Annotated in this window: 23 protein-coding genes; 6 read left to right on the top strand and 17 right to left on the bottom strand. The window is 48.8% G+C overall.

Annotation, left to right across the window (positions count from 1 at the left end; all coding sequences use genetic code 11):
* Positions 1–2: 2 nt before the first annotated feature.
* The 3 genes from trmL to C9I89_RS11400 all read right to left on the bottom strand — a co-directional run bounded on the left by trmL (position 3) and on the right by C9I89_RS11400 (position 2,637).
* Positions 3–467 carry a tRNA (uridine(34)/cytosine(34)/5-carboxymethylaminomethyluridine(34)-2'-O)-methyltransferase TrmL gene (trmL, locus tag C9I89_RS11410; RefSeq protein ID WP_107283486.1) on the bottom strand — a complete coding sequence of 155 codons (465 nt, stop codon included), beginning with the start codon at positions 465–467 and terminating at the stop codon, positions 3–5.
* Between the two features lie 113 nt (positions 468–580).
* On the bottom strand, positions 581–1,942 hold the full coding sequence (gene cpxA, locus C9I89_RS11405; RefSeq protein WP_107283485.1) for an envelope stress sensor histidine kinase CpxA: 1,362 nt from the start codon (positions 1,940–1,942) through the stop codon (positions 581–583).
* Positions 1,942–2,637 (bottom strand): response regulator, encoded by a 696-nt coding sequence (locus tag C9I89_RS11400; protein WP_107283484.1) that lies wholly within the window; start codon positions 2,635–2,637, stop codon positions 1,942–1,944. Before C9I89_RS11400 ends, cpxA begins: the two co-directional genes overlap by 1 nt.
* Before the next feature lie 196 nt (positions 2,638–2,833).
* Here C9I89_RS11400 and C9I89_RS11395 point away from each other — a divergent pair, with 196 nt between their 5' ends.
* Positions 2,834–3,319, top strand: coding sequence for a CpxP family protein (locus C9I89_RS11395; RefSeq protein ID WP_107283483.1), 486 nt, complete (start codon positions 2,834–2,836; stop codon positions 3,317–3,319).
* Positions 3,320–3,873: 554 nt separating this feature from the next.
* Complete coding sequence (pfkA, locus tag C9I89_RS11390; RefSeq protein WP_107283482.1) at positions 3,874–4,836, top strand: 6-phosphofructokinase; 963 nt, start codon at positions 3,874–3,876, stop codon at positions 4,834–4,836.
* 184 nt (positions 4,837–5,020) lie between these two features.
* Here the strand turns inward: pfkA and tpiA are convergent, their stop codons facing one another.
* A complete protein-coding gene (gene tpiA / locus C9I89_RS11385) occupies positions 5,021–5,791 on the bottom strand; it encodes a triose-phosphate isomerase (protein ID WP_107283481.1) in 771 nt (256 codons plus the stop codon).
* A 419-nt stretch (positions 5,792–6,210) separates the two neighbouring features.
* Between tpiA and C9I89_RS11380 the strand changes: the two genes are divergently transcribed.
* Positions 6,211–6,558, top strand: a complete 348-nt coding sequence (locus tag C9I89_RS11380) for a 5-carboxymethyl-2-hydroxymuconate Delta-isomerase (RefSeq protein ID WP_107283480.1) — start codon at positions 6,211–6,213, stop codon at positions 6,556–6,558.
* Between the two features lie 64 nt (positions 6,559–6,622).
* Here the strand turns inward: C9I89_RS11380 and C9I89_RS11375 are convergent, their stop codons facing one another.
* The 6 genes from C9I89_RS11375 to C9I89_RS11350 form a co-directional block, all read right to left on the bottom strand.
* Positions 6,623–6,946, bottom strand: coding sequence for a DUF3135 domain-containing protein (locus C9I89_RS11375; RefSeq protein ID WP_107283479.1), 324 nt, complete (start codon positions 6,944–6,946; stop codon positions 6,623–6,625).
* A gap of 166 nt (positions 6,947–7,112) precedes the next feature.
* Entirely contained in the window at positions 7,113–7,856 is a 744-nt protein-coding gene (locus C9I89_RS11370) for a ferredoxin--NADP reductase (RefSeq protein WP_107283478.1), read from the bottom strand.
* Positions 7,857–7,869: 13 nt separating this feature from the next.
* A complete protein-coding gene (locus C9I89_RS11365; protein ID WP_107283477.1) occupies positions 7,870–8,490 on the bottom strand; it encodes a helix-turn-helix transcriptional regulator in 621 nt (206 codons plus the stop codon).
* Between the two features lie 183 nt (positions 8,491–8,673).
* Positions 8,674–9,681, bottom strand: coding sequence for a class II fructose-bisphosphatase (gene glpX / locus C9I89_RS11360; RefSeq protein ID WP_107283476.1), 1,008 nt, complete (start codon positions 9,679–9,681; stop codon positions 8,674–8,676).
* A 292-nt stretch (positions 9,682–9,973) separates the two neighbouring features.
* A complete protein-coding gene (gene glpK, locus C9I89_RS11355) occupies positions 9,974–11,485 on the bottom strand; it encodes a glycerol kinase GlpK (protein WP_107283475.1) in 1,512 nt (503 codons plus the stop codon).
* Between the two features lie 42 nt (positions 11,486–11,527).
* Positions 11,528–12,379, bottom strand: coding sequence for an MIP/aquaporin family protein (locus C9I89_RS11350; protein ID WP_107283474.1), 852 nt, complete (start codon positions 12,377–12,379; stop codon positions 11,528–11,530).
* A gap of 758 nt (positions 12,380–13,137) precedes the next feature.
* On the opposite strand from C9I89_RS11350, the gene zapB reads away from it, so the two are divergent.
* A complete protein-coding gene (zapB, locus tag C9I89_RS11345; RefSeq protein WP_107283604.1) occupies positions 13,138–13,380 on the top strand; it encodes a cell division protein ZapB in 243 nt (80 codons plus the stop codon).
* A gap of 74 nt (positions 13,381–13,454) precedes the next feature.
* Here the strand turns inward: zapB and rraA are convergent, their stop codons facing one another.
* The 7 genes from rraA to priA all read right to left on the bottom strand — a co-directional run bounded on the left by rraA (position 13,455) and on the right by priA (position 21,552).
* On the bottom strand, positions 13,455–13,940 hold the full coding sequence (rraA, locus tag C9I89_RS11340) for a ribonuclease E activity regulator RraA (RefSeq protein WP_107283473.1): 486 nt from the start codon (positions 13,938–13,940) through the stop codon (positions 13,455–13,457).
* 340 nt (positions 13,941–14,280) lie between these two features.
* Positions 14,281–15,186, bottom strand: a complete 906-nt coding sequence (locus C9I89_RS11335) for a 1,4-dihydroxy-2-naphthoate polyprenyltransferase (protein ID WP_107283472.1) — start codon at positions 15,184–15,186, stop codon at positions 14,281–14,283.
* Between the two features lie 152 nt (positions 15,187–15,338).
* Entirely contained in the window at positions 15,339–16,670 is a 1,332-nt protein-coding gene (gene hslU, locus C9I89_RS11330; RefSeq protein ID WP_107283471.1) for an ATP-dependent protease ATPase subunit HslU, read from the bottom strand.
* A 10-nt stretch (positions 16,671–16,680) separates the two neighbouring features.
* A complete protein-coding gene (gene hslV / locus C9I89_RS11325) occupies positions 16,681–17,208 on the bottom strand; it encodes an ATP-dependent protease subunit HslV (protein ID WP_107283470.1) in 528 nt (175 codons plus the stop codon).
* 206 nt (positions 17,209–17,414) lie between these two features.
* Positions 17,415–17,990 carry an SPOR domain-containing protein gene (locus tag C9I89_RS11320; protein ID WP_107283469.1) on the bottom strand — a complete coding sequence of 192 codons (576 nt, stop codon included), beginning with the start codon at positions 17,988–17,990 and terminating at the stop codon, positions 17,415–17,417.
* A 168-nt stretch (positions 17,991–18,158) separates the two neighbouring features.
* A complete protein-coding gene (gene cytR / locus C9I89_RS11315) occupies positions 18,159–19,163 on the bottom strand; it encodes a DNA-binding transcriptional regulator CytR (RefSeq protein ID WP_107283468.1) in 1,005 nt (334 codons plus the stop codon).
* A gap of 172 nt (positions 19,164–19,335) precedes the next feature.
* Positions 19,336–21,552, bottom strand: a complete 2,217-nt coding sequence (gene priA / locus C9I89_RS11310) for a primosomal protein N' (protein WP_107283467.1) — start codon at positions 21,550–21,552, stop codon at positions 19,336–19,338.
* Between the two features lie 403 nt (positions 21,553–21,955).
* On the opposite strand from priA, the gene rpmE reads away from it, so the two are divergent.
* A complete protein-coding gene (gene rpmE / locus C9I89_RS11305; protein ID WP_107283466.1) occupies positions 21,956–22,168 on the top strand; it encodes a 50S ribosomal protein L31 in 213 nt (70 codons plus the stop codon).
* A gap of 304 nt (positions 22,169–22,472) precedes the next feature.
* The gene (locus C9I89_RS11300; protein ID WP_107283465.1) at positions 22,473–23,723 is read left to right on the top strand and encodes a malic enzyme-like NAD(P)-binding protein; all 1,251 of its coding nucleotides are present in this window, start codon (positions 22,473–22,475) and stop codon (positions 23,721–23,723) included.
* The last annotated feature ends 40 nt before the right edge of the window (positions 23,724–23,763 follow it).

The following is a 23,763-nucleotide window of genomic DNA, read 5'->3' as shown; positions in this document are numbered from 1 at the left end:
TCTTAGACCGAACCCTTAAAGCCTAATTGGCGCCATGCTTCATAGCCAATGATAGCCGCTGCATTGGATAGGTTCAGGCTCCGGCTGTCAGGATGCATGGGAATACGCAGACGCTGTTCAAGCGGCAAGCTTTCAATAAATTCTGCCGGCAAACCTCGGGTTTCAGGGCCGAAGATTAAGACATCACCTTCTGCAAACTGTGCATTGGTATGGTAGTTGGTGGTTTTCGTGGTACACGCAAACAATCGACGTCCAGCCATCGCTGTCATGAACGCGGCGAAATCCTTATGGCGGCGGACATGGGCCAAATCATGATAGTCCAGACCGGCACGACGCAATTTCTTCTCTTCCAAATCAAAACCCAAAGGTTCAATCAGGTGTAGGTTTGCACCGCAGTTTGCGCATAACCGGATAATATTCCCGGTGTTAGGGGCGATCTCAGGTTCGTAAAGGGCAATATCAAACATATTTTTAGAAGACGTGCTGCTGGAAAATTTGGGTTATTGTGACAAGGGTGAGAGTAACAAGCAAATTGTTTACTTGTTACTCTTATTCACCAATACAGGGCCTTAGTAAAACGCTAGCGGCTCAGTGGCAGCCTGATGGTTACTTGTAATCCGCCGAACGGGCTGCGGCAGGCTGTGATGGTGCCACTATGCTGGCGAATGGCACTTTCAGTGATTGCCAGCCCTAACCCCGTCCCTCCGCTGCTGCGGTCACGGGCGGTTGAAACCCGATAGAACGGGCGGAAGATGTCATCCAGCTCATCGTCTGGCACGCCTTCCCCATTATCGTCAATCACTATGCTTAGCATGTCGCTTTGTTCGCTGAAATTGACGGCGATCTCATCATTGCCGTATTTTATCGCATTACGAATGACATTTTCCAAGGCACTGATCAGCAAGTTCGGATTGCCACTGATCGGCCATTCCTCAAGCGTGTTGCAGGTCAATGTTTTGTGGTTCTGCTCGGCTTCAAAGCGGGCATCTTCCAGCATCTCATACCACAGGCTACAGGTATCAGAAGTTTGCTGATGTTCATGGCTGTTGACCTGCATGCGTGACAGCTCAAGCAATTCACTGATCATTTTTTCCAGCCGCTCCGCCTCTGTATCAATACGGCTCAGTTCTTTGCTTTCGCCTTGCTTGCGCTGGGCCAGTGCGGTGGCCATGCGCAGGCGGGTCAGAGGCGATCGAAGCTCATGTGAGATGTCCGAGAGCAGGCGTTGCTGGCCGCTGATCATCTGGTTAATTGCCTGCACCATCTGGTTAAAGCTCGCCCCGGCCTGTTTAAATTCTTTCGGGCCGGTTTCCAGCGTCGGATCGGCTTTAAACTGCCCAGTAGCCACCCGCTCAGCAGCTTGCTGCAAGCGCCGGGCCGGACTACTGACCGCCCATGCCAGCCATAGCAGTAATGGGGTGCTGACCAGCATCGTCACGAGCAGGAGCTGGAAAGGTTTATCCAGGATCTGGACGAAAAAGGGGGGCGGCTGATGCCAGCGACGAGCGACATACATCAGGATGGTTTGTTGTTGATCCGCGACCGCAAAGGGGCCTGCTATCATCCAGCGGCCATACAACCTTTGTTTAGGGCTGGCGGGATCATCGGCAACGGTAATAAAATTGCGCAGGGACTTATTACGGCCGTGAGGGGTAATAATTTCGCCGTCGGTGGTGGTGAAATAGAGCTGAAGGCTTTGGTGGCGATCCCGCTCGGTAAAGCGCTGCAGTTTACTTTGCAACGGGCCGCTTTCATGACTGATCTGTTGTGAGATCTCCTGAGCCGAATTTTGCATCCGCTCAAGATGCTGCTCCTGAATGGTATGCTGCGAACGGGGATCCAAGTTGGGTAGCAGCACTATTGTCACCACGACAACCAACAGTGTCAGCCAGAAAACAGCAAAGATACGGCCGTATAAACTCGAAAACCCCGGGAATCTCATTAAAGCTCCTCAACCAGCAGGTAACCTTTTCCCCGCAAGGTTTTGATCCGCGGCTTGCCGTCCGCCCGCTCGGGGAGCTTCTTTCTCAGATTAGAGACATGCATATCCAGCGCGCGGTCAAATTGTGCAAGGCGTTTACCCAGCACCTCAATGCTGAGTTCCGTTTTGGCGATGATTTTTCCTGGATGCTGGATAAAATAACTGAGTAGGGCAAGCTCAGTGCCTGTCATCTCAATTGAACGGTCACGACAGAAGGCTTCCTGCCGGCCCGGATAGATTTTAATATCCTGATAGATTAAACATGCCGGTGCGCTAGAGCAGGTGTCATTGCTGGTGGTTTGAGTACGGCGCAAAATAGCGCGCATTCGTGCCAGCAGCTCCCGATCACTGAACGGTTTCGGCAAATAGTCATCAGCCCCCAACTCCAGCCCGATGACCCGATCGATCTCTTCCCCCTTTGCTGTCAGCATTAATACTGGTGTGGTGAAGCTTCCTCTTAATTTTCGCAGCATTTCAGTGCCGTTCATTTTGGGCATCATGACATCGAGCAAGATAATATCGACGCTGCTATCTGCTTTTAATAAGCCATCTTCACCATTATTGGCCTCAATGACCTCAAAACCTTCCATTTCCAGGATATCGGTTAACAGAGAAGTGAGTTCGGTATCGTCATCGACCAATAGAACCTTTGCCATACTTACGCCTTTCGTTTAGCTATAAATACATGCCATTAATGACGTGGCACGCTTAATGACAGTATCTCTGAACTCTGACTAACAGCCAAGTTAATGTGATTAAGCTTTACGCAGTTTTACGTTCATTCGACAGCACTTTACCTTGCAGGGCGTACGCTAACTACATACCGATGACGGACACTTGGAGAACAATATTATGAAGACGTTTAAAAAAGCACTAGCCATGGCGATTGCACTGCCGCTGACACTTGGCTCTGCGTCGGCACTGGCGTACGGCGGTGGTGGTCATAACGGCGGTAAACATAACGGTTGTGATATGCAAGATGGGCGAAAAGTTTTCCGTGCGCTGGATCTGACCGATGCCCAGCAAGACGAAATGAAATCACTGCGTGAAGCGAATAGAGCAGCCATGACGGCTCAACGTCAGGGCCTGCGGGCGGCAATGCAGGAGAACCACGATCAAATGCAAACTCTGATGCTGGCTGACAATTTTGATGATGCCGCGGTTCGTGAGTTGGCGAGGAAAATGTCTGCCGATCAAGCAGAACACCGTATGGCGATGTTAGAAAATCGCCATAAAATACTGAGTATTTTGACCCCAGAGCAGAAAGAAAAATATAAACAGCTGCAGTCAGATCGCAGGGCCAAATGTGAAGCGCGCTGGGCAGAAAAAAAACAGTAAAATCGATGGTGGATACATACGGATAAAGATGCTGCAACCTGTGTTGCGGCTTTTTGTTTTTATAAAATGTCTTTTTTGTTTATCTTAATTACTAGAACAAACTTTTTTTGTTATTAATTTTCATCACAAAACAGCTATACTGCGGGATATTAAGCATTAGATACGCATAGGCTTGTCCCGTAAGCGCCTGTTGATATTGCGTGGTGAGCATGGATGTGTCCACGGTTACCGCCTGTTGTTAACACTTAACTGGTGGCTTTGGCGACAGAATATATACTTAAGAAACCAGGCACCCGAGTGGGTGGCGTTTTTTTAGGTCAGCCGTCAATCCTAATGCTAACGGTTTCGTTTCATATTGCAATTGACCTCAGTCCGAGGCGATCGTGATATGAATCAACAAAATTTATTATCAAAATTGTAATACTCCTACATTAGTAGGAAAGTTACAGTTTACGCGAGCATGAGTCGGTCTAACCGCTTATGGTGCCGAGAGGGGGAACCTCGGTAACTCGTGCCGGATTTGATTTTTCAATTCCCAAAGTCAGAGGGTAACCATGATTAAGAAGATTGGTGTTTTGACCAGTGGTGGTGACGCACCTGGTATGAATGCAGCGGTTCGCGGTGTGGTACGTGTTGCGTTATCAGAAGGCCTGGAAGTTTACGGTGTTTATGACGGCTATCAGGGCCTTCACCAGAACCGTATCCAAAAGCTAACTCGCACAAGTGTATCAGACGTGATCAACAAGGGGGGGACTTTCCTTGGTTCAGCGCGTTTTCCTGAGTTTAAAGATGAAAAAGTACGTGCTCAGGCGATCGAAAACCTGAAGATTCACGGTATCGATGCCTTGGTTGTTATCGGTGGTGATGGCTCTTATATGGGGGCGAAGAAGCTGACAGAAATGGGTTACCCATGCATCGGCATCCCGGGTACCATCGATAACGACGTAGCCGGTACTGATTACACAATCGGTTATCTGACGGCTCTTAACACGGTTATCGACGCGATTGACCGTCTGCGTGATACATCTTCTTCTCACCAGCGTATCTCTATTGTTGAGGTAATGGGTCGTCACTGTGGTGATCTGACTCTGATGTCTGCGATTGCGGGTGGCTGTGAATACATCATCACGCCGGAAACTGGCCTGCATAAAGAGCAGTTGCTGGCGAAGATCAAAGAAGGTATCTACAAAGGTAAGAAGCACGCAATCATCGCGATCACAGAGCTGATGACTGACGCGAATGAACTGGCTAAGTACATTGAAGATGAAACTGGCCGTGAAACCCGCGCTACCGTACTGGGTCACATTCAGCGTGGTGGTCAGCCAACTGCATTTGACCGTATTCTAGCTTCTCGTATGGGTGCTTATGCTGTTGAGCTGTTAATCCAAGGCGAAGGTGGTCGTTGTGTGGGTATCCAGAACGAAAAAATGGTTCACCACGACATCATCGATGCGATTGAAAACATGAAGCGTCCAGTTCGTAAAGATCTTTATGATCTGGCTGATAAGCTGTTCTAAGCAGGCATCTAATTGCTTAAGCTGATAGATAATAGCTGATACATAAAAAGCCGACTCACTGAGTCGGCTTTTTGTTTTAGGCTCAGAGCCGAGTAACGAGAGACGCGAACCTCGACACTCGAAACGGATACAAAAAGACCACCCGAAGGTGGCCTTGAAAAATAACTATCGGTTAAAAGCGATATTATTTTTTAGCTTCAGCTGCTGCTTTAGCGATAGCTGCGAAGCCTTTCGCGTCAAGAGCTGCGCCGCCAACTAGCGCACCGTCGATGTCTGGTTGTGCAAAGTATGCTGCTGCGTTTTCTGGCTTAACAGAACCGCCGTATTGGATAACAACGTTCTTAGCAACTTCTTCACTTTGCTCTGCGATGTGAGCACGGATTTGAGCGTGGATGCGTTGTGCATCTTCAGCTGTCGCGGCTTTACCTGTGCCGATTGCCCAGATTGGTTCGTAAGCGATGATCGCGCCTTCAAGAGCTTCAACGCCTTGAGTTTTGATCACAGCGTCAAGTTGACGTGCACATACGGCAACGGTTTCGCCCGCTTCGTTCTGTGCTTCAGACTCACCGATACATAGTACAGGCGTCAGGCCGTTTTCTTTTAGGAAAGCGAATTTCTTAGCAACAAACTCGTCAGACTCAGCGTGGTATTCACGACGCTCTGAGTGACCGATGATGATGTGGCTTGCACCGAAATCTTTAAGCATTGCAGGAGACATATCACCTGTGAATGCACCGCTGTTGTTCAGGTCGGTGTTTTGGGCACCAAGAATGATCTTGTTACCGCCTTCAGCGATCACTCGCTCAGCAAGATCAATGTAAAGTGCTGGTGGAGCAACGGCAACGTCAACACCCGTAACGCCTTCAAGTTCAGCGTTAAGGCCCTTAAGTAGGTTAGAGACCATTTCCTTGCTACCGTTTAGCTTCCAGTTACCCATAACTACAGGATGGCGCATAGCTTTTCTCCAAATCAATTTGATGTAAATAATTAAGACCAATCTTATTAAGTAACGATACATCCTGATAACGATCGGAATGTTTGGTTACTTAATAGGATTGGGGGTAAGACTATTACGTAATAATATAACAGTTTTTGGCTGAATTTTTTACTGTTCAAAATCATTAATGTGCTTGGTTGTACCTTTTTCCCGCTAAAAAGTGAACTCCTTAACCAAAAATTTTTCTCAATAAACTATTTTATCTGGTTATTCCTGACAAAAAAGAGAGTGATCACGGGCTGAGTTTGCATCTAATAGCTTAGCTTATCGATTTGGTATCGGGTAAGTTGGCAGGTGAAAAGTTGAACATTTTGCGGTATTCGCCGAGTAAGCTTGTGCAGTCGGCGGTGGGCAGAAGAGAGCATGGAGGAGAGGTTGTGCCTAATTTGGTGATGGAGTATTCCGACCCGGTTGCAGAGCGTGTCAATGTGCAAGGGTTACTGGAAGATTTGCATCGGGCGTTGTTAATCAGCGGGCTGTTTGAGCCGGATTCGGTAAAGTCCCGCTCTTATCCTTGCCATAGCTGGCAAGTCGGTGAGGAAGGCGATCGAAAGACCTTTATTCATCTCGGACTGAGCATGCTGGCGGGTCGCCACCCCGAGCAGAAGCGACAATTGTCCCGGGACTTAATGTCGGTCCTGGAGCAGCATGCCACTATGATTAATAGTTTAACCATCGATATTCGAGATATGGATCCTGAGTGCTTTTTGAAAGTCAGTTTCTAACGGATCTTGAGGTAGCTTGGGTGCATATAACATAACGCGTTGATTTTAATGGGCGTTGACGCGTTTAGTCCTCTGGCTGAGAAGGGCGAGTGAAGGGTTTTACTTCAGCCTGATGCTCTGTCAGGGTCTCTGGTGCATTGAGCGCCTGGGCAAAGCGTTTGAGTTGCTGCTGTAACTCAGAAAGCAATAACACGTTGGTGTGATTGGGGTTTTTCCCTCGGCTTATTACCTGGTTGATATGGCTCAGTTGCGCCCGTAACCGCGGCTGCATGGATGGGCTGGCTCCGGCAATAATCTCTTCGCTCATGCGCAACCGTAAAGCCTCGAGCTCTTCTGGTTTGCTTTCTGCCAATATTTTGAGTTCATCAAAAGACGGTAATGTCTGCATTGCGATTTCCCTGCTTGTTATCCTCTCAGGTACAATTAATCTTAGTGTTGATCTTTGCGGTTGTTCTCTTTTATTTAAGGTAGAGCAGCCTGCGGAGGCAAGGCTGACTCATTTATGAGAATTTCAGGTGGGACCAGTATGAGACAGGCAGGATAGCTTGAGCTCGTTACCAGTAATGCTCCATGGTGATCTGGCCGGGTTTACTTCGCAGGTTCTTTACCAGCCCTTTCGCCTCCAGGGCCGCTTTGGTGTCTCTGACCATTTCCGGATTTCCGCACAGCATCACCTGGCTGCGTGTTGCCTCAAGGGGAAGGCCAACATGACGCTCTAACATGCCATCAGCAATCGCCTGAGGAATTCGTCCCGGTAAGCTCAGCGAGGCCGGTTCTCGGCTGACAAAAGGCTGGACGATGAACTGGTCGGGATGTTGCTCTTTAAGCGTATTAATCTCGGCCTGGTAGCTGAGGTCAGAGGCAAAGCGAACGGCATGGATTAACACAATTTTACGGAAGCGTTTCCAGACTTCCTGTTCACGTAAAATGGACAGGTAAGGGCCAATTGCGGTTCCCGTTGCAAGCATCCACAGGTGCTCGCTGTCAGGTATTTCATTGAGGGTAAAATAGCCGCTGGCACGAGCGGAAACAAAAACGGTATCGCCGGCTTTTAGCGCATGAAGCCGAGGGGAGAGCAAACCGTCGGCTACCCGGGTGGCATAGACTTCGATTTGATTGTCACTTGGCGGGTTTACAAAGGAGTACGCGCGCTGGATCATTTTGCCATTGATTTCTAAGCCAAGCTTAGTGAATTGGCCGGCTTTAAAGGGTTCGATGTTAGCGCGTAAGACCAGGCTAAACAGGTCATTGTTCCAATGACGGTTGTTTATTACTTCTGCAGGGATCCAGTCAGCCATAATATTCTCCTAATTATTTAGAACTATGTATTCGATAAGCGCAGCGCCTCTCTCCGGCAATAATGTGTTCATTTCTTACGACCTGATATTCATCGCCTAACAGGCGCTGGAATACTGAGAGTTCTGTTTTACATAACGAAGGGCAGCGGAGCGCGGCATGGCAAATCGGGCAGTGATTTTCCACTAAAATAAAGTCATTACCGTCTTGCTGAAGTTCAGCCATGTAACCTTCCTGTTCCCTCAGTGTAGTCAGTATTTCTAGTTTTTCTTTTAAAGTTGAACAGCTTGATAATGCTTTTTGATATTGTTCAACAGTTTGATTTGCTCGACGCTCAATGATTTGGTTTAAGCCTTTGGTACCAAATATACCCTCAACAGAATCGATCATTTGAATAGCGAGTTCGCCATGGCGATCGGCAAAGCGGCGGTGCCCCTTCGCAGTCAAGTTCCAGTGTCGCGTTGGCCGGCCGACTTTGACTTTCACATCCTGAAAATCAACCAATCCGTCATCCTCCAGTCCCTGAAGATGCTGCCGTACCCCCATGGTGGTGAGACTGAATTCCTGCGCCAGTACCTTGGCTGTCACAGATCCTTCTCGTTTCATATGATAGAGAATTTTATCTATAGTTTTCATGTCAACCTGTCTATTCCTTGCTTGCCGCTATACCCAAACCATCGTGGGGAGGTTTGTTATATTATGTAATTAGCATGATAAATAAAGCAACGGCTTTACATAGTAAGGATAGAGTAATTACCGGAATTTTGCTGGATCAAAAAAGGCGCGCCTGAGCACGCCTTTGTTAATCTGGAGGAGATATTACAAAATATGCCCTTTGATCGCGTCGTCTTTACGATCCAGGTAGTGGGTCGATTTAATACGACGAATCGTGCGGCACTTACCACGAATTAACAGCGTTTCCGTGGTCGCGATGTTACCCTGACGGCTGATACCCTCAAGCAGATCGCCTTTCGTGATACCGGTACCGGCAAAAATAACATTGTCACTCTGTGCCATGTCTTCCATACGCAGCACGATATTAGGCTCAATCCCCATTTCATGGCAGCGATCGATTTCGATCTGGCCTAAGCGGCGGTTTTCCTCGTTGTCACCCTTTACCTGATGACGAGGAAGCAGGCGACCATGCATGTCACCGCCCAGCGCACGAATGGCAGCGGCAGATACCACGCCTTCTGGTGCACCGCCAATGCAGTACATCACGTCAACTTCGCTGTCCGGCATACAAGTCAGGATAGAAGCCGCTACATCACCATCAGGGAAGGCAAAAACGCGTACCCCTATCTCCTGCATATGGGCAATCACTTCGTCGTGGCGTGGTTTAGCCAGTGTGGTGACAACCAGAGTATCCAGTGTCTTACCTAATGCGTCGGCAATATTTTTCAGGTTGTCGATCAGTGGCAAGCCCAGATCGATACATCCTTTAGCGCCCGGACCAACAACGATTTTTTCCATGTACATATCAGGCGCTTTAAGGAATGAACCTTTTTCACCTGCAGCCAGTACTGCCAGCGCGTTGTTTTGTCCCATCGCCGTCATGCGAGTCCCTTCAATCGGGTCAACAGCGATATCGACAGCATCACCACCGGTACCGACTTTTTCACCGATGTAAAGCATAGGGGCTTCATCGATCTCACCTTCACCAATAACAATTTCACCTTCAATCTCGGTTTGGTTCAGAAGGGTGCGCATTACTTCTACCGCAGCGCCGTCAGCTGCGTTTTTATCGCCGCGGCCAAGCCATTTGTAGCCAGCCAGGGCTGCGCCTTCAGTTACACGAGAAAATGCCATCGCTAAATCGCGCTTCATGGTTACTCCAGAAATAGAATCAGTGGGTTTGGATATTTGGGTATCTGTGATTGGTATTTTAACTGGCGGCGATTTTATCATAGCTCGCAGTGAAACGTTTGCGTTTATTCAAATGGAATAAAACAAGGCATTTTAGCGACTGTTTTGAGCGCGGAGAATGGCGTGCAAATGGCGAAAAATAAGCGTAAAGAAAAAGGCCTGCAGTTGCAGGCCTTGCTTTAAATGGAGCCGTTAATGGATCTGGTTGGGCTTTATCGCAAAAGTTTTGTTAAGCAAAGCTCTGGAGATGGGATCACTCTTCGTCTTCCAGTGCCCAACCTTTCGCGCATTCTACCGCACGTTTCCAGCCGCGATAACGACGGTTACGCTTCTGATCATCTGCAGATGGCATGAATTTGCGATCCAACTGAGCTTTGTCTTGCAGTTCGTCAATGCTGTCCCAGAAACCAACAGCCAGACCAGCCAGATAAGCCGCACCCAGTGCAGTTACTTCCGTCACGACAGGGCGATCAACCTCAGTGTTCAGCACGTCTGACTGGAACTGCATCAGGAAGTTATTGGCAACCGCGCCCCCATCAACACGCAGCGCCGCAAGCTTAATACCGGAGTCTGCCTGCATGGCATCCAGGACATCGCGAGTCTGATAGGCAACACTTTCCAGGGTTGCACGAATGATATGGTTAGCATTCACACCACGCGTCAGGCCAACGATAGCCCCACGAGCATACGGGTCCCAGTATGGTGCGCCCAGGCCCGTAAAGGCTGGCACAACATAGACACCGTTAGAACTGCCCACTTTTTCGGCAAAATACTCAGAGTCTTTGGCATCAGCCAGCAGCTTGACTTCATCGCGCAGCCACTGAACGGAGGCACCCCCCATAAATACAGCACCTTCAAGGGCATAAGCAACGTCGCCTTTAGGGCCACAGGCGAGGGTCGTCAGCAGTCCGTTGTGTGAGGTGACTTTCTCTTTACCGGTATTCATTAGCAGAAAACAGCCCGTACCATAGGTATTTTTTGCCTGACCGGCTTCAACACACATCTGGCCGAACAGAGCCGCCTGCTGATCGCCGGCAATACCAGATATTGGAATACGGGTACCGCCTTTACCACCAATGTTGGTCTGGCCGTAGATTTCAGAAGATGATTTAACTTCCGGCATCATAGATAGCGGAATATCCAGTGCTTTCAGGAGCTTTTCATCCCACTGCAGGGTGTTGATGTTAAACAGCATGGTACGTGAGGCGTTGGTGAAGTCAGATACATGTACGCGTCCCTGAGTCATTTTCCAGATCAGCCAGGTATCAACAGTACCAAACAACAGGTTGCCGGCTTCCGCTTCTTCGCGAGCGCCCTCAACATTGTCGAGGATCCATTTGACTTTGGTGCCTGAGAAATACGGGTCGACAACCAGCCCGGTGTTCTCACGAATATACACTTCCAGCCCTTGCTCTTTCAGGGTTTCGCAAATACTTGCGGTACGGCGGCACTGCCAGACAATGGCATTGTAAACGGGTTTACCGGTGTTCTTATCCCAGACAATGGTGGTTTCACGCTGGTTGGTAATACCGATACCAGCTACCTGATCAGAACGAATACCCGCTTTAGCCAGAACTTCAACCAGAGTTGAGCTTTGGGTGGCATAGATTTCTAGAGGATCATGCTCCACCCAACCGGCTTTAGGATAGATCTGGGTGAATTCGCGTTGTGACGTACAAACAATATTGGCGTCGTGATCCAGCACAACGGCGCGGGAGCTGGTGGTACCCTGATCAAGCGCAACAATATACTTTTGTTCAGTCATGATGAATATCCTTTAACTTTTTATTATAGGGTATAGGGGTAATTAAGCGTTGGCTGTTTCTTGAACATCAGCGTCTTCACACTGATTCGGCATGGTGCATCTGTTGCCGGGAAGGTAAAGCCCGATGGCTTTCGGGTAGAGCCAGCCACCGAAGGCTGCACCGCAGATTGGGGCAAGGATCGGCACAATCAGGTAGGGAATGTCTTTGCCTCCGGTCAGTGCCATCTCATCCCAGCCGGCCAGGAAGGCAAAGAATTTCGGGCCGAAGTCACGGGCGGGGTTCATTGCAAAACCCGTCAGCGGACCTAAAGAGCCACCAATGACGGCGATTAAGATACCGATAAGAAGCGGACCCATTGCGCCACGTGGTGCACCGTTTTTCTCATCGCCAATGGCTAAAATCGCAAACATCAGTACTGCGGTAATAACGAACTCAACCGCAAAAGCACCGCTGAATGAAAGAGCGGGGTGCGGGTAAGTTGAGAAAATACCGGCAGTCGCCAGGCTGGCCTGGGTGCCGCGTACAATCTGGTGGGTGGCTTCATATTCCGTAAAAAGGTTGCTGTAAAGGGCGTAAATTAAAGCGGCGGTGCAGAACGCACCAAATAGTTGCGCCACGATATAAGGGGCAACTTTACGCTTATCAAAGCCATGGAACAGGGCTAAAGCGATAGTGACTGCGGGGTTGATGTGCGCGCCTGATACGCCCGCCGTACAGTAGATAGCAATAGCGACGCCTAAGCCCCACATGATGCTTATTTCCCACTGTCCAAATTCCGCTCCAGTCAGCACCAGTGCCGCAACGCAGCCGACACCAAAGAAGATCAATAAACCGGTTCCTATAAACTCGGCGAGACACTCACCAAGTAGCGTGTGTTGTTTCGAGTTAGTCATCTCTCAGTCCTTTTGTCGATATATTGTAGGGGGATTGCTTTATAGTTGTTATTCGAGCGTTAATGTAGCGTACCTGTCTATTATTGAAATAAAATTGAACCAAAAATGTGCGTTCGAGCATAAAAAGAGAGTCATTCCGAGCGAGGGCCAATCGTTTGCGCTTTTTGTGAGTTAACGCTGATATGTGTAAATGGAATGTGACGTTTAGGACTGGGGTAGGGTGATTTTTTGGTATAAATGACTAGGTTAAATAAAAAATCCGACCTTAATTAGGTCGGATATGCCAAGATGGCAAATTCTTGGACTTCTCCAAGAGAGATACGATCACAATAAAAATTAGCACGCAAGCGCTGCATGAAAATTGAGTTAGATCGCAATTTCAAGCATTCTGTAACAGAGGAGGGAGTATTTTTAGCGCTTTGGTCGGTTTCCAGTCACGGAGGTATCAACGAACTGGCGTAGGGAGAAAAATTAAAAGTTTATAACAGGGAGTTAACCTGTTTTTATAGCGATACGGTTAAAATCGAAAAGACAGCAAAGCCCAATGCCTCGGTTTATGCAATTGGATTACAATAGCAAGGCAAAATTGCTGTCAAGATTGTGCGAAATTCATCCATTTGCAAAAAAGCGATGGATTAGAGGATGCCAGATGGCGACGGCCTCGTTAGAATAGGCGCAGCAACGAATTTAAACCATGCTCGTGTGGTATTACCTTAACGGTTTAAGGTAATGATATGGGCTTAGATCAGGTGAACAATATGTCTTTAGAAATGTTGGAAAAGCTGGAAGCCAAAGTGCAAATGGCTGTTGATACAATTTCTCTGCTACAAATGGAAATTGAAGAACTAAAAGAAACCAATGAAAGCCTGACTGCAGAAGCGCAAGAACTACGTTCAAACCGTGAAGTATTAGAGCAGGACAACCAGAAACTACAGAATGATCATCAAGCATGGCAAGAGCGCGTTCGCACATTGCTGGGTAAGATGGATCACGTAGAATAAAAAACAGAGCCGATTGGCTCTGTTTTTTTATCTCAGGTACATGATTTTATCTTGTACCTCGATGGCACTGCGGGTCACTCGATATCGAGCGGTTCTGGCGATAAGATCACCCCAGTGTTATCAGCATAGAGATGGTCTTCCGGCAAGAAAGTGACACCGCCAAAATTCACGGCCACATCGGCTTCTCCTACCCCTTGTTGATCTGCCCCTACCGGTATTGAAGCCAGAGCCTGAATACCAATGTCGAGTTCATCCAGATCATCGACATGGCGCACGCAGCCATAGACAATTAACCCCTCCCATCCATTGTCAGCAGCAAGCTGGGCGATGTCAGCATCAATCAATGCACGCCGTAATGAGCCACCACCGTCAATTAATAATATGCGTCCTATACCGGATTGCTCCAGTACCGAGCGGATCAATGCATTATCTTCAAAGCATTTTACCGTAGAAACCTGGCCGCCGAAGGAACTGCGCCCACCGTAAGAACTGAACATTGGCTCAACGACATCCACCTGTTCCAGGTAAATATCGCATAGCTCGGAGGTATTATATTCCATAAGCTAGCTTCTTGTTGTGGCAAAAGAAAAGGGGGCTGTCAGACCAAAGTTACCGATGCCGTGTGTATGTAAAGTGATGCTGACAAGCTTAGTCCTGTCTTATTTCTAATTCATCACTGTGTGTGTAACGGTTTGGAATGAACAACAATGCCAAGAATTATTACGGAGATTCATGGCATTGCGATTGGTTAATTTAATACTATCAACCTGATGAAATTATAACCAGTTGGGCTTTCATTGCAACAAGGATGTTGGTTGGTAACCGTCCATGCATCTTAATCACTGATGCTTTCTTAAATCGATGTGCGGTTTAACCGATTTTGTTTAACGAATACTGAGGTCAAGCCAGAACGACTCCCGCAGCAAACAGGATATTGGTCAGTAAGGCGCATTTGACCATGGTCGCCATCATCGGGCGCAATGCTGCGCCATCAGCAGATTGAAATACCTGTTTGCCGTGTTGAAACAGCAGCGGCAAGCTGAGAATAAATAACCAGCCAAACGGCGAATGAAGTTCCAAGAGTGCAAACAGGGTTAAACAGACTACGCTACCGGTTAACAGGAACAGGTGGTACTTGCGTCCCCAGTCTGGCCCCATGCGTACCGCTAACGTTAATTTTCCACAGGCTCGGTCGTTCTCGATATCTCTTAAGTTATTGATGTTAAGTACACCGACAGCCAATAGACCACATGCGGTTGCGGGTAGCATAATGATTGAATCAATTGAACCTGCCTGCAGATAATACGTGCCCGCAACACCTAGCCAGCCAAAGAACATCAGAACCGACAGATCGCCCAGCCCTCGGTAACCATAAGGTTTATTACCGACGGTATAGGCAATAGAGCCTGCAATCGCCATCAAACCTAATAACATAAAGCCAAACATGTCCTGCAAATTATTACAGGCAAGGAAGATTAGGCTCAGTCCGCTGGCTATCGTCAGTATAATATTCAGTACCATGGCATTACGCATTGCGCCTGGGGTAACTAAACCGGACTGGATCGCCCGTTGCGGGCCAAGGCGGGCATCATTATCTGTGCCCTTAACGGCATCACCATAGTCATTGGCCAGGTTTGATAATATTTGGAGTAAAAGTGCGGTGAGCAGGGCGAGGCCTGTGATTGATGCAGAAAAACGTCCTTGCCATCCTGCCACTGCACTGCCGCATACAATCGATGCGATGGCTAATGGCAAGGTTTTGGGCCTTGCTGCATCAAGCCAGATTGCGAGTGAAGATGATTTCATAATGTCGTTACTTAGGAAACTGTAGAGAGGGTATTATGGCGCAAACACAGATATGGGCAACTTTATCGGCATAATGTTTGTTTAAGAACAAAAAAACGGCGTCGAATGACACCGTTTTCTTCATTTTCAATCACTGCGCTGATGGTTCAGGCCTAGAGGATGAAGCGGCTTAAATCTTCGTCATCAACCAGCTCACCTAAACGGTCTGTAACATACGCTTCGTCGATAATGAACTTATCACCCGACCTTTCTGTCGCGTCGAAAGACAACTCTTCCATCAGGCGTTCCATGACGGTGTGCAGCCTGCGGGCACCAATGTTTTCTGTGCGCTCGTTAACTTGCCACGCGGCATCAGCAATTTTGTTGATGCCGTCTTCAGTAAAGTCGATATTGACAGATTCCGTTGCCATCAGCGCGATGTACTGCTCTGTCAGCGATGCATTGGGCTCTGTCAGGATACGTTTGAAGTCACCGCTGGTCAGGGCTTCAAGTTCAACCCGAATAGGCAGGCGACCTTGCAGTTCCGGGATCAGATCTGAAGGCTTTGCCATCTGGAACGCGCCGGAAGCGACAAACAGGATATGGTCAGTTTTCACCATCCCGTGCTTGGTCGATACCGTGCTGCCTTCAACTAAAGGTAGCAGATCACGCTGGACACCTTCGCGGGAAACGTCCGGGCCGGATGCCTCACCGCGCTTACAGATCTTGTCGATCTCATCGAGGAAGACAATACCGTTGTTCTCTACCGCGTAGATGGCATGTTCTTTCAGCTCTTCCTGATTAACCAGTTTTGCGGCTTCTTCTTCGGTTGCCGCCTTGATTGCGTCTTTGATTTTCATCGTACGCTTTTTGGTGGTATTACCGGCAAGATTCTGGAACATACCCTGCAGCTGGTTGGTCATGTCTTCCATGCCAGGAGGAGCCATGATCTCAACGCCCATCTGCGGTGCTGCGACATCGATTTCGATCTCTTTGTCGTCTAGCTTGCCTTCGCGCAACTTCTTGCGAAATGATTGGCGAGTCGCAGAACTATTGTCTGTTTCTTCATTTTTGCCCCAGGCATCACGTGCGGGAGGTAGCAGGATGTCAAGAATACGATCTTCAGCCAGCTCTTCAGCGCGGAAACGTACTTTTTCCATCGCCTGCTGATGAGTCATTTTAACCGCGACATCGGTCAGATCGCGAATAATGGTTTCGACTTCTTTACCGACATAACCGACTTCGGTGAACTTAGTCGCTTCCACTTTAATGAAAGGCGCATTGGCTAATTTCGCCAGACGGCGGGCAATTTCAGTTTTACCGACGCCTGTCGGGCCAATCATCAGAATATTTTTAGGGGTGACTTCAACACGCAGCTCTTCAGGAAGCTGCATGCGACGCCAGCGGTTGCGCAGTGCGATAGCAACGGCACGTTTGGCTTTGTCCTGACCGATAATGTGGCGATCAAGCTCATGAACAATTTCGCGTGGAGTCATTTCAGACATAGCGGCTTCCTTACTTAGTATCGAGCTCTTCAATGGTATGATTGTGGTTGGTGAAAACACAGATATCGCCAGCGATATTCAGTGCTTTCTCGGCAATTTCGCGGGCACCCAAATCGGTATTTTCCAGCAGGGCCGTTGCGGCCGCCTGGGCAAAATTACCCCCTGAGCCAATAGCAATCAGGTCGTTTTCTGGCTGAACCACATCACCATTACCGGTAATGATTAATGAGCTGGTTTCATCAGCGACTGCTAGCAGGGCCTCGAGTTTACGAAGCATGCGGTCGGTGCGCCAGTCTTTGGCCAGTTCCACCGCCGCCTTAAGAAGATGGCCCTGGTGCATTTCAAGCTTACGCTCAAAACGTTCGAATAGAGTGAAGGCATCAGCTGTGCCGCCAGCAAAGCCAGCCAGAACTTTGTTGTTGTATAAACGGCGTACTTTGCGCGCGTTACCTTTCATCACAGTGTTGCCCAGGGAAACCTGGCCATCACCGGCAATAACGACTTTACCGTTTCGACGTACAGATACGATTGTTGTCACGGTCTAACCTCTTTGGTTCTCTCCGGCGCAGCGCCGGTATCGATGTTATTACTATAGTTGGGATGAAAGAATAATTTTTCAAGCCAAAAGTGATAAACGATTTTGTCAATTGGAGGTCGCAAATAACAAAAAAGGATGCTCAGGCATCCTTTTGGTAAAGACATTAAGTCGCGCTTGGGGTGGTCAGGCTTATGCCTGATTGGCGATCACTCCCAAAACCAAATAGCGCATGGCTCAATCCCCGCACGGCGTAACATATTGCGATCGCTTTCGGCTTTGCGCTTTTGTGGATACGGGCCAAGAATGACGCGATACCAGTTGCCTTTTTCGCCCTGGGAAGTTTTTACCTGGCTCTCAAGTCCCTGAAAAGCAATCATCGCCTTGCGTTGTTCCGCCTGCTCTTTGCTGCGGTACGCCCCGCATTGCATCAGGTACGGGCGGCCCGGTTTCTCGGCTTGCTTTGATTCAACCTGGATTTCTTTATTTTCCAGCTCTTCAATATAATGCCATTTTTCCTCTGGTTTGGGGGGCAAAGCGGTCTCTTTGGCTTTAGTGATTGGTTTGGGCTTTGGTTTAACTGCCACAGGTTTTGTTGGCTCGGGGGCTGGTTTGGGAGCCGGTGAGCTAGATAGGAAATACAAGCCATAACCGAGAGCGCTGACAAGGAGCAGGGCAATGATGGCCCATTTAATTGGGAAGCCATTGGATGCTGGCGCTTTACGATTGGGGCGGGCTGGCTTTTTGGGCGAGCGTCCGCGTTTTACATAATCTTTAGTGGCCACAATGATGACAATATAACGGCAAAAATAATAAACCCTATGTTACAAACTTGGACGGTGGCTGACTAGTGTTTCTGTGACGTTCAAAGGGGGTAAACGTCGGTCCGTTGCTGATATTTGTGAGCTTATGCCAAAACTCATAAGCTCACGGTATATCTGGCTGGCACGTCATTAATGTGCTGGTGGGGCGGCACTTTCCCTTATTACAAGTTTGGCGTCCAGCAAACGAGAACCTGCCTGTACCTCTTTACCTTTTAATAGTTCCAGCAGCATTAACATCGACTGACGGCCGATTTCATAACGTGGCTGGGAAACGGTGGTAAGCGGTGGATCGCAGTATTCTGCAAATTGAATGTCATCGAATCCGACAATTGACAGGTCATGCGGTACACGTAATCCCAGGCGTTTTGCTTGCTGCATTGCCCCGATAGCCATGACATCACTGTGGCAAAACAGTGCTGTCGGAGGCTCTGGTAATGAAAGCAGGGCCGTGACTGCACGGGCACCAGCGGCAAATGAGAAGTCACCTTTGACGGTGTAGGCCGGGTTGAGTTCAATGCCTCCACGGCGGAGTGCTTGCTGATATCCCTGGGCTCGGAACTGGCATAGTGCCGCTTGATCCGGTCCGGATATTTGGGCAATACGCCTGTGGCCCATCTGAGTCAGATAGTTAACGGCCTCATACGCGGCGGTTAAATTATCGATATGAACGGTGGGTAACTCCAGCTCTGGTGCGTATTCGCACGCCATCACCAAAGGCGGTAGATTTTTCTGCTCGGGTTTACTGACATCGAAGGGCAAATCGGAACCGAGCAATAGCATGCCGTCCGCTTGTTTGGTAAACACGAGGTTGACAAAGGAATTTTCGCGGACCTTTTGCTGACCACTGTCGCCAAGCAAAACCAGGTAGCCATGTTCCATCGCGGCTTCTTCAATACCGCGAATGATTTCTGTGAAGTAGGGATCACAGATATCAGGGACAATAGTAACAATGGTTTTTGATTCGTTGCGGCGAAGATTCCGAGCTAGTGAATTGGGTGAATAGCCAGCTTCCATAACGGCTTGTTCGACTTTTTTCCGGGTCGAGGCCGAGACTTTTTCCGGGTTCATCAGGGCACGGGAAACCGTGGCTGTTGAGACACCGGCAAGCTGGGCAACATCCTTCATTGTCGCCATAATTGCAGTTCCTCTCTATTATTTCTCTCATAATATTGCCGGAGGACCCTAGCCAAATAGAGCTGATACCTATGCCGACAAGGCTGTTATTGTAGGCTCTAAGAGTGCGATTAAACATGCTCTCAATAGCATAAATTACATTAATAATGTGATCTGTATCGCATTGTTTGTTTTAAGTTAAATCCTGTGGCTCGACATCAATTGACCAGCGAACCTTCTTGGCAAGAGGCAGTAATTGAATCGCGGGTTTGGCAATGGCTAACATGCGTTGCAGGGTTTTCCGATCAGGGGCTTGCAGTAATAACTGCCAGCGATAACGGCCAGCGCGGCGTGCCAGAGGTGCGGGATTTGGCCCCATGACATAGCTTTTATGGTGTTCATCGGCTTGATTAAATAGCGGGTTTGATTCGAAAATACTGCGAACTTGCTGTAAAAATTGGACATTATGGTCACTATTGTTGGCCTCTGAGCGAAACAGCGCCAAATGAGTATAAGGTGGCAGCAAAGCTTGCTTGCGTTCAAGCAGCGCGTTATCGGCAAAATGATCATACCCTTTGTGCAATAAAGCTTGTAATAAGCCATGCTCCGGGTGGTGCGTTTGCAGCAGAACTTCACCAGGTTTACTGGCGCGTCCGGCACGGCCTGCAACCTGAATAAACAGCTGGGCAAGTCGTTCCGATGCCCGGAAGTCATTACTGAACAGCGCGCTGTCGACATCAATCAAAGCCACTAAGGTAACATTGGGAAAATGGTGACCCTTGGCCAGCATTTGAGTGCCGATCAGGATCTGGTACTCATTATTTTTGATGGCCTCGAGGTAATTTTCCAGCGCCCCTTTACGGCGGGTACTGTCGCGATCGATACGCACGGTTTTGTATTCAGGGAACAATGTCGCTAGCTGTTGTTCCAGCTGCTCGGTTCCGACACCGACCGCATGAAGCTGGGTCGAGCCACAGCTCTCGCATTGATGCATGATCGGACGTTGGGTGGCACAGTGATGGCACCGTAACTGCCCCGACTGCTGATGCAGGGTGTAGTAGGCATCACAACGGTCACATTCAGCCAGCCAGCCACATTCATGGCAGATCATCGCCGGCGAATAACCGCGCCGATTGAGAAACAGGATGACCTGATTACCCGCGGTCAAATGCTTGCGCATTTGCGCCACTAAAGGGGCGGAGAGTCCGGCTTCCAAATACAATCCCTTGACATCTAAGACGCCGTGCCGGGCCACTTGTGCATTGCCTGCCCGCCGAGTTAACTGCAGGTGGTGGTATTTACCGGTTTTGGCGTTATGCAAGCTTTCCAGCGCTGGCGTGGCCGATCCCAATACGATGGGTATGTTTTCTTTATTGGCCCGCATGACGGCCAGATCACGGGCATGATAACGCAAGCTGTCTTGCTGCTTATACGAGGCATCATGCTCTTCATCAACAATGATGATGCCGAGGTTCTTAAATGGTGTGAATAAGGCTGAGCGGGTACCGATAATGATCCCCGCCTGGTTATCGCGCCCCGCCAGCCAGGAAGAGAGGCGCTCGGTATCATTCAGGCCTGAATGCACGGTTTCCAGCGGAACATTAAATCGGCGGCGAAAACGGTTTATGGTTTGCGGGGTCAGGCCGATTTCAGGCACCAGGATCAGTGCCTGCTTTCCAGCGGCTAATACCGGCTCTAACAGATTGAGGTAGACCTCAGTTTTGCCTGAGCCGGTGACGCCTTCCAGTAAATAACAGGCAAAATCGGGATTCGCATTGATGGTTGCGATGGCCAGGGCCTGCTCTTCATGCAAGCGGGGTTTTTCTTCGGTCAGGGCAAAATCTTTGTGCCAGTCGTTCAGGCGCGGTTTTTCCTGTTGCTCAGCAATCCAGCCCTTTTCCGCCAAGGTTTTCAGGGTTGCAGAGCTGATTTCTTCGGCCAGTAAGGCTTCATGGCTGGCGTTGCCGTGGCGCAAAATATTCAGCACTTGTACCTGTCGTGGCGCGCGCTTGAGGGCCGTTAGCGGTTGATCCCGGCCTGCTTCAGTTAGCGTCCAGTATTTCAGGGTGGCAGGAGAGGCACTCCGTCCTTTGCGCAGTAACGCTGGCATGGCGTTTGCTAGGGTATCTCCCAATGGATACTGGTAATAACTGCTGGCCCAGGATAGCAGGCTGAACAGCGGTGGTTGCCACAGTGGTGCGGTATCGATCACCGCGTTAAGAGGCTTTAACTGGTTAAGCGGGAAATCAGAGTGATCTGTCAGGGCGATGACCAGTCCAACCAGCTGCTGCCGCCCGAATGGAACGCGTACCCGACCACCCACGACAGGGGATGTGCCGGGTTTGACCAGGTAATCAAAGGCTTTATCCAATGGAACAGGAAGGGCCACTTTGGCAATCTTGGGTGTCATAACTAACCGCTGAAAAAGCTGTAACTATCCCGCTCGAGAGAGCTGAACGGCTGCAGGATCTATAATGAAGGAAGACTTTTATTTTATGAGGGAAGTGTACCTTGCCCGGCGCTTTATCCCAAACGGATAAATATGACGGGGTTATTGTCAGTGACTGGTCGATCCCCCACCACTTCAAAATGCAGAGTTCATCCATCTTGAAGTCATTTGGGTATAAATCTAGCCATAGCAAGCAGGCGACGAATAATGTGATGAAAAAAGTAGCGAGTTGGTTGATCTGGGCTGCGTGATTGATTACTATACGCCGCCTAATTTGTCGCATTTGCGGCATACTGTATTTAACGACGTGTGGTGCCCGGCTTTGGATCGGGAGAGCGACACGGCCTTAGCTTGAGGTTATCCCATGAAACAAGGTATCCACCCAGATTACTCAGCAGTGAACGCTCGTTGTTCTTGCGGCAACAATTTCGTATTCCAGTCAACTATGCGTAAAGACGTTAACCTTGATGTGTGTGACAAATGTCACCCATTCTACACCGGTAAGCAGCGTGAAGTTAGCTCTGGTGGTCGTGTTGACAAGTTCAACAAGCGTTTCGGTGCTCTTTCTGCTAAATAATTTTAGCCAGATGAATTCCGAGAAAAGGGATGCTTATGCATCCCTTTTTGTCATTTTGCCTTCGCGTTTTCTACCGTTTTATTAAGCCGTTCTGGCTGTTTTATCTATCTCCCTCTTCCTGTGTAGCACATTTTCTACCCGTTTTTCTGCCGAAGTATCATATATGAGCATGCAATTGGCTTGACCTGTTGTACTGAACTAGGATTTTCTATCACGATAGAATATGATCTGCCTCTCAAGATCGAACTGAACATCATTTTCATTTAGGATCAAGCTCTCCTTTTTACCTAGGACCCAGAACACTATGTCTGAAGATTTTCGCCAACAAGCACTTGATTATCATGCTTACCCAGTACCAGGAAAAATCGCAGTAGCACTTACTAAGCCGGCTGATACGGTTGAAGATCTGGCGCTGGCGTATAGCCCGGGTGTCGCGGAGCCTGTTCGAGAGATCGCCCAAAATGCAGAGAATGTGTATAAATACACGGGTAAAGGCAACATGGTTGCGGTGATTACGAACGGTACGGCAATTCTGGGGTTAGGTAACCTTGGTCCTCTGGCATCCAAGCCGGTAATGGAAGGTAAATCGCTACTGTTTAAGCGTTTTGCGGGGCTGGATTCTATTGATATTGAAGTGAAGCACCGCACTATCGATGAGTTTGTTGATACGGTGGCCAACATCGCAGATACCTTCGGTGGTATCAACCTGGAAGACATCAAAGCACCCGACTGTTTTGAAATCGAAAAACGTCTGATTGAACGCTGTAGTGTCCCTGTTTTCCACGATGATCAGCATGGTACCGCGATTGTAACAGCCGCTGGGATGCTGAATGCCCTTGAGCTGCAAGGCAAAGAGATTAGTGAATCTGTTATCGTCTGTTTAGGTGCCGGGGCGGCGGCGGTGGCATGTATGGAACTGCTGATTAAGTCAGGTGCCCTGCGCGAGAAGATCTACATGCTTGACCGCAAAGGGGTCATTCATACACGCCGTGACGACATTAACGAATATAAGCAGCTGTTTGCGAATAATACCGATAAACGTACGCTGGAAGATGTTATCGAAGGCGCTGATATCTTTGTCGGGGTATCGGGTCCGAATCTATTTGAACCTGAAGCACTTAAATTGATGGCTGATAAGCCCATTGTTTTTGCTTGTTCCAATCCGGATCCGGAAATCAAGCCAGAGCTGGCACATGCGGTACGTGATGATCTGATCATGGGGACTGGCCGCTCTGATTATCCTAACCAGGTCAATAATGTTATCTGCTTTCCATTCATTTTCCGCGGTGCGCTGGATGTACGCGCGAGCAAGATCAATGACGAAATGAAACTGGCCGCGGTTAAAGCTATTCGTGAACTGACCAAAGAGCCGGTTCCTGCGGAAGTACTAAAAGCCGCGGGCGTCGACAAACTGGAATTTGGCATGGAGTACATTATTCCTAAACCAATGGATCCACGTCTACTTCCTCGTGTGGCCAAAGCTGTCGCCCAGGCGGCGATTGATTCGGGTGTCGCCCAGATTGAGATGCCTGTTGGCTACATGGAAGACAAATAAAAGTGCTCTTGAAATAGAGCGGCAAACTGAATACCGACAG

The organism is Photobacterium lipolyticum (assembly GCF_003026475.1).
Taxonomy (GTDB): domain Bacteria; phylum Pseudomonadota; class Gammaproteobacteria; order Enterobacterales; family Vibrionaceae; genus Photobacterium; species Photobacterium lipolyticum.
The sequence above is the reverse complement of the archived record's forward strand: the minus strand, read 5'-3'. Positions and strand labels throughout refer to the sequence as shown.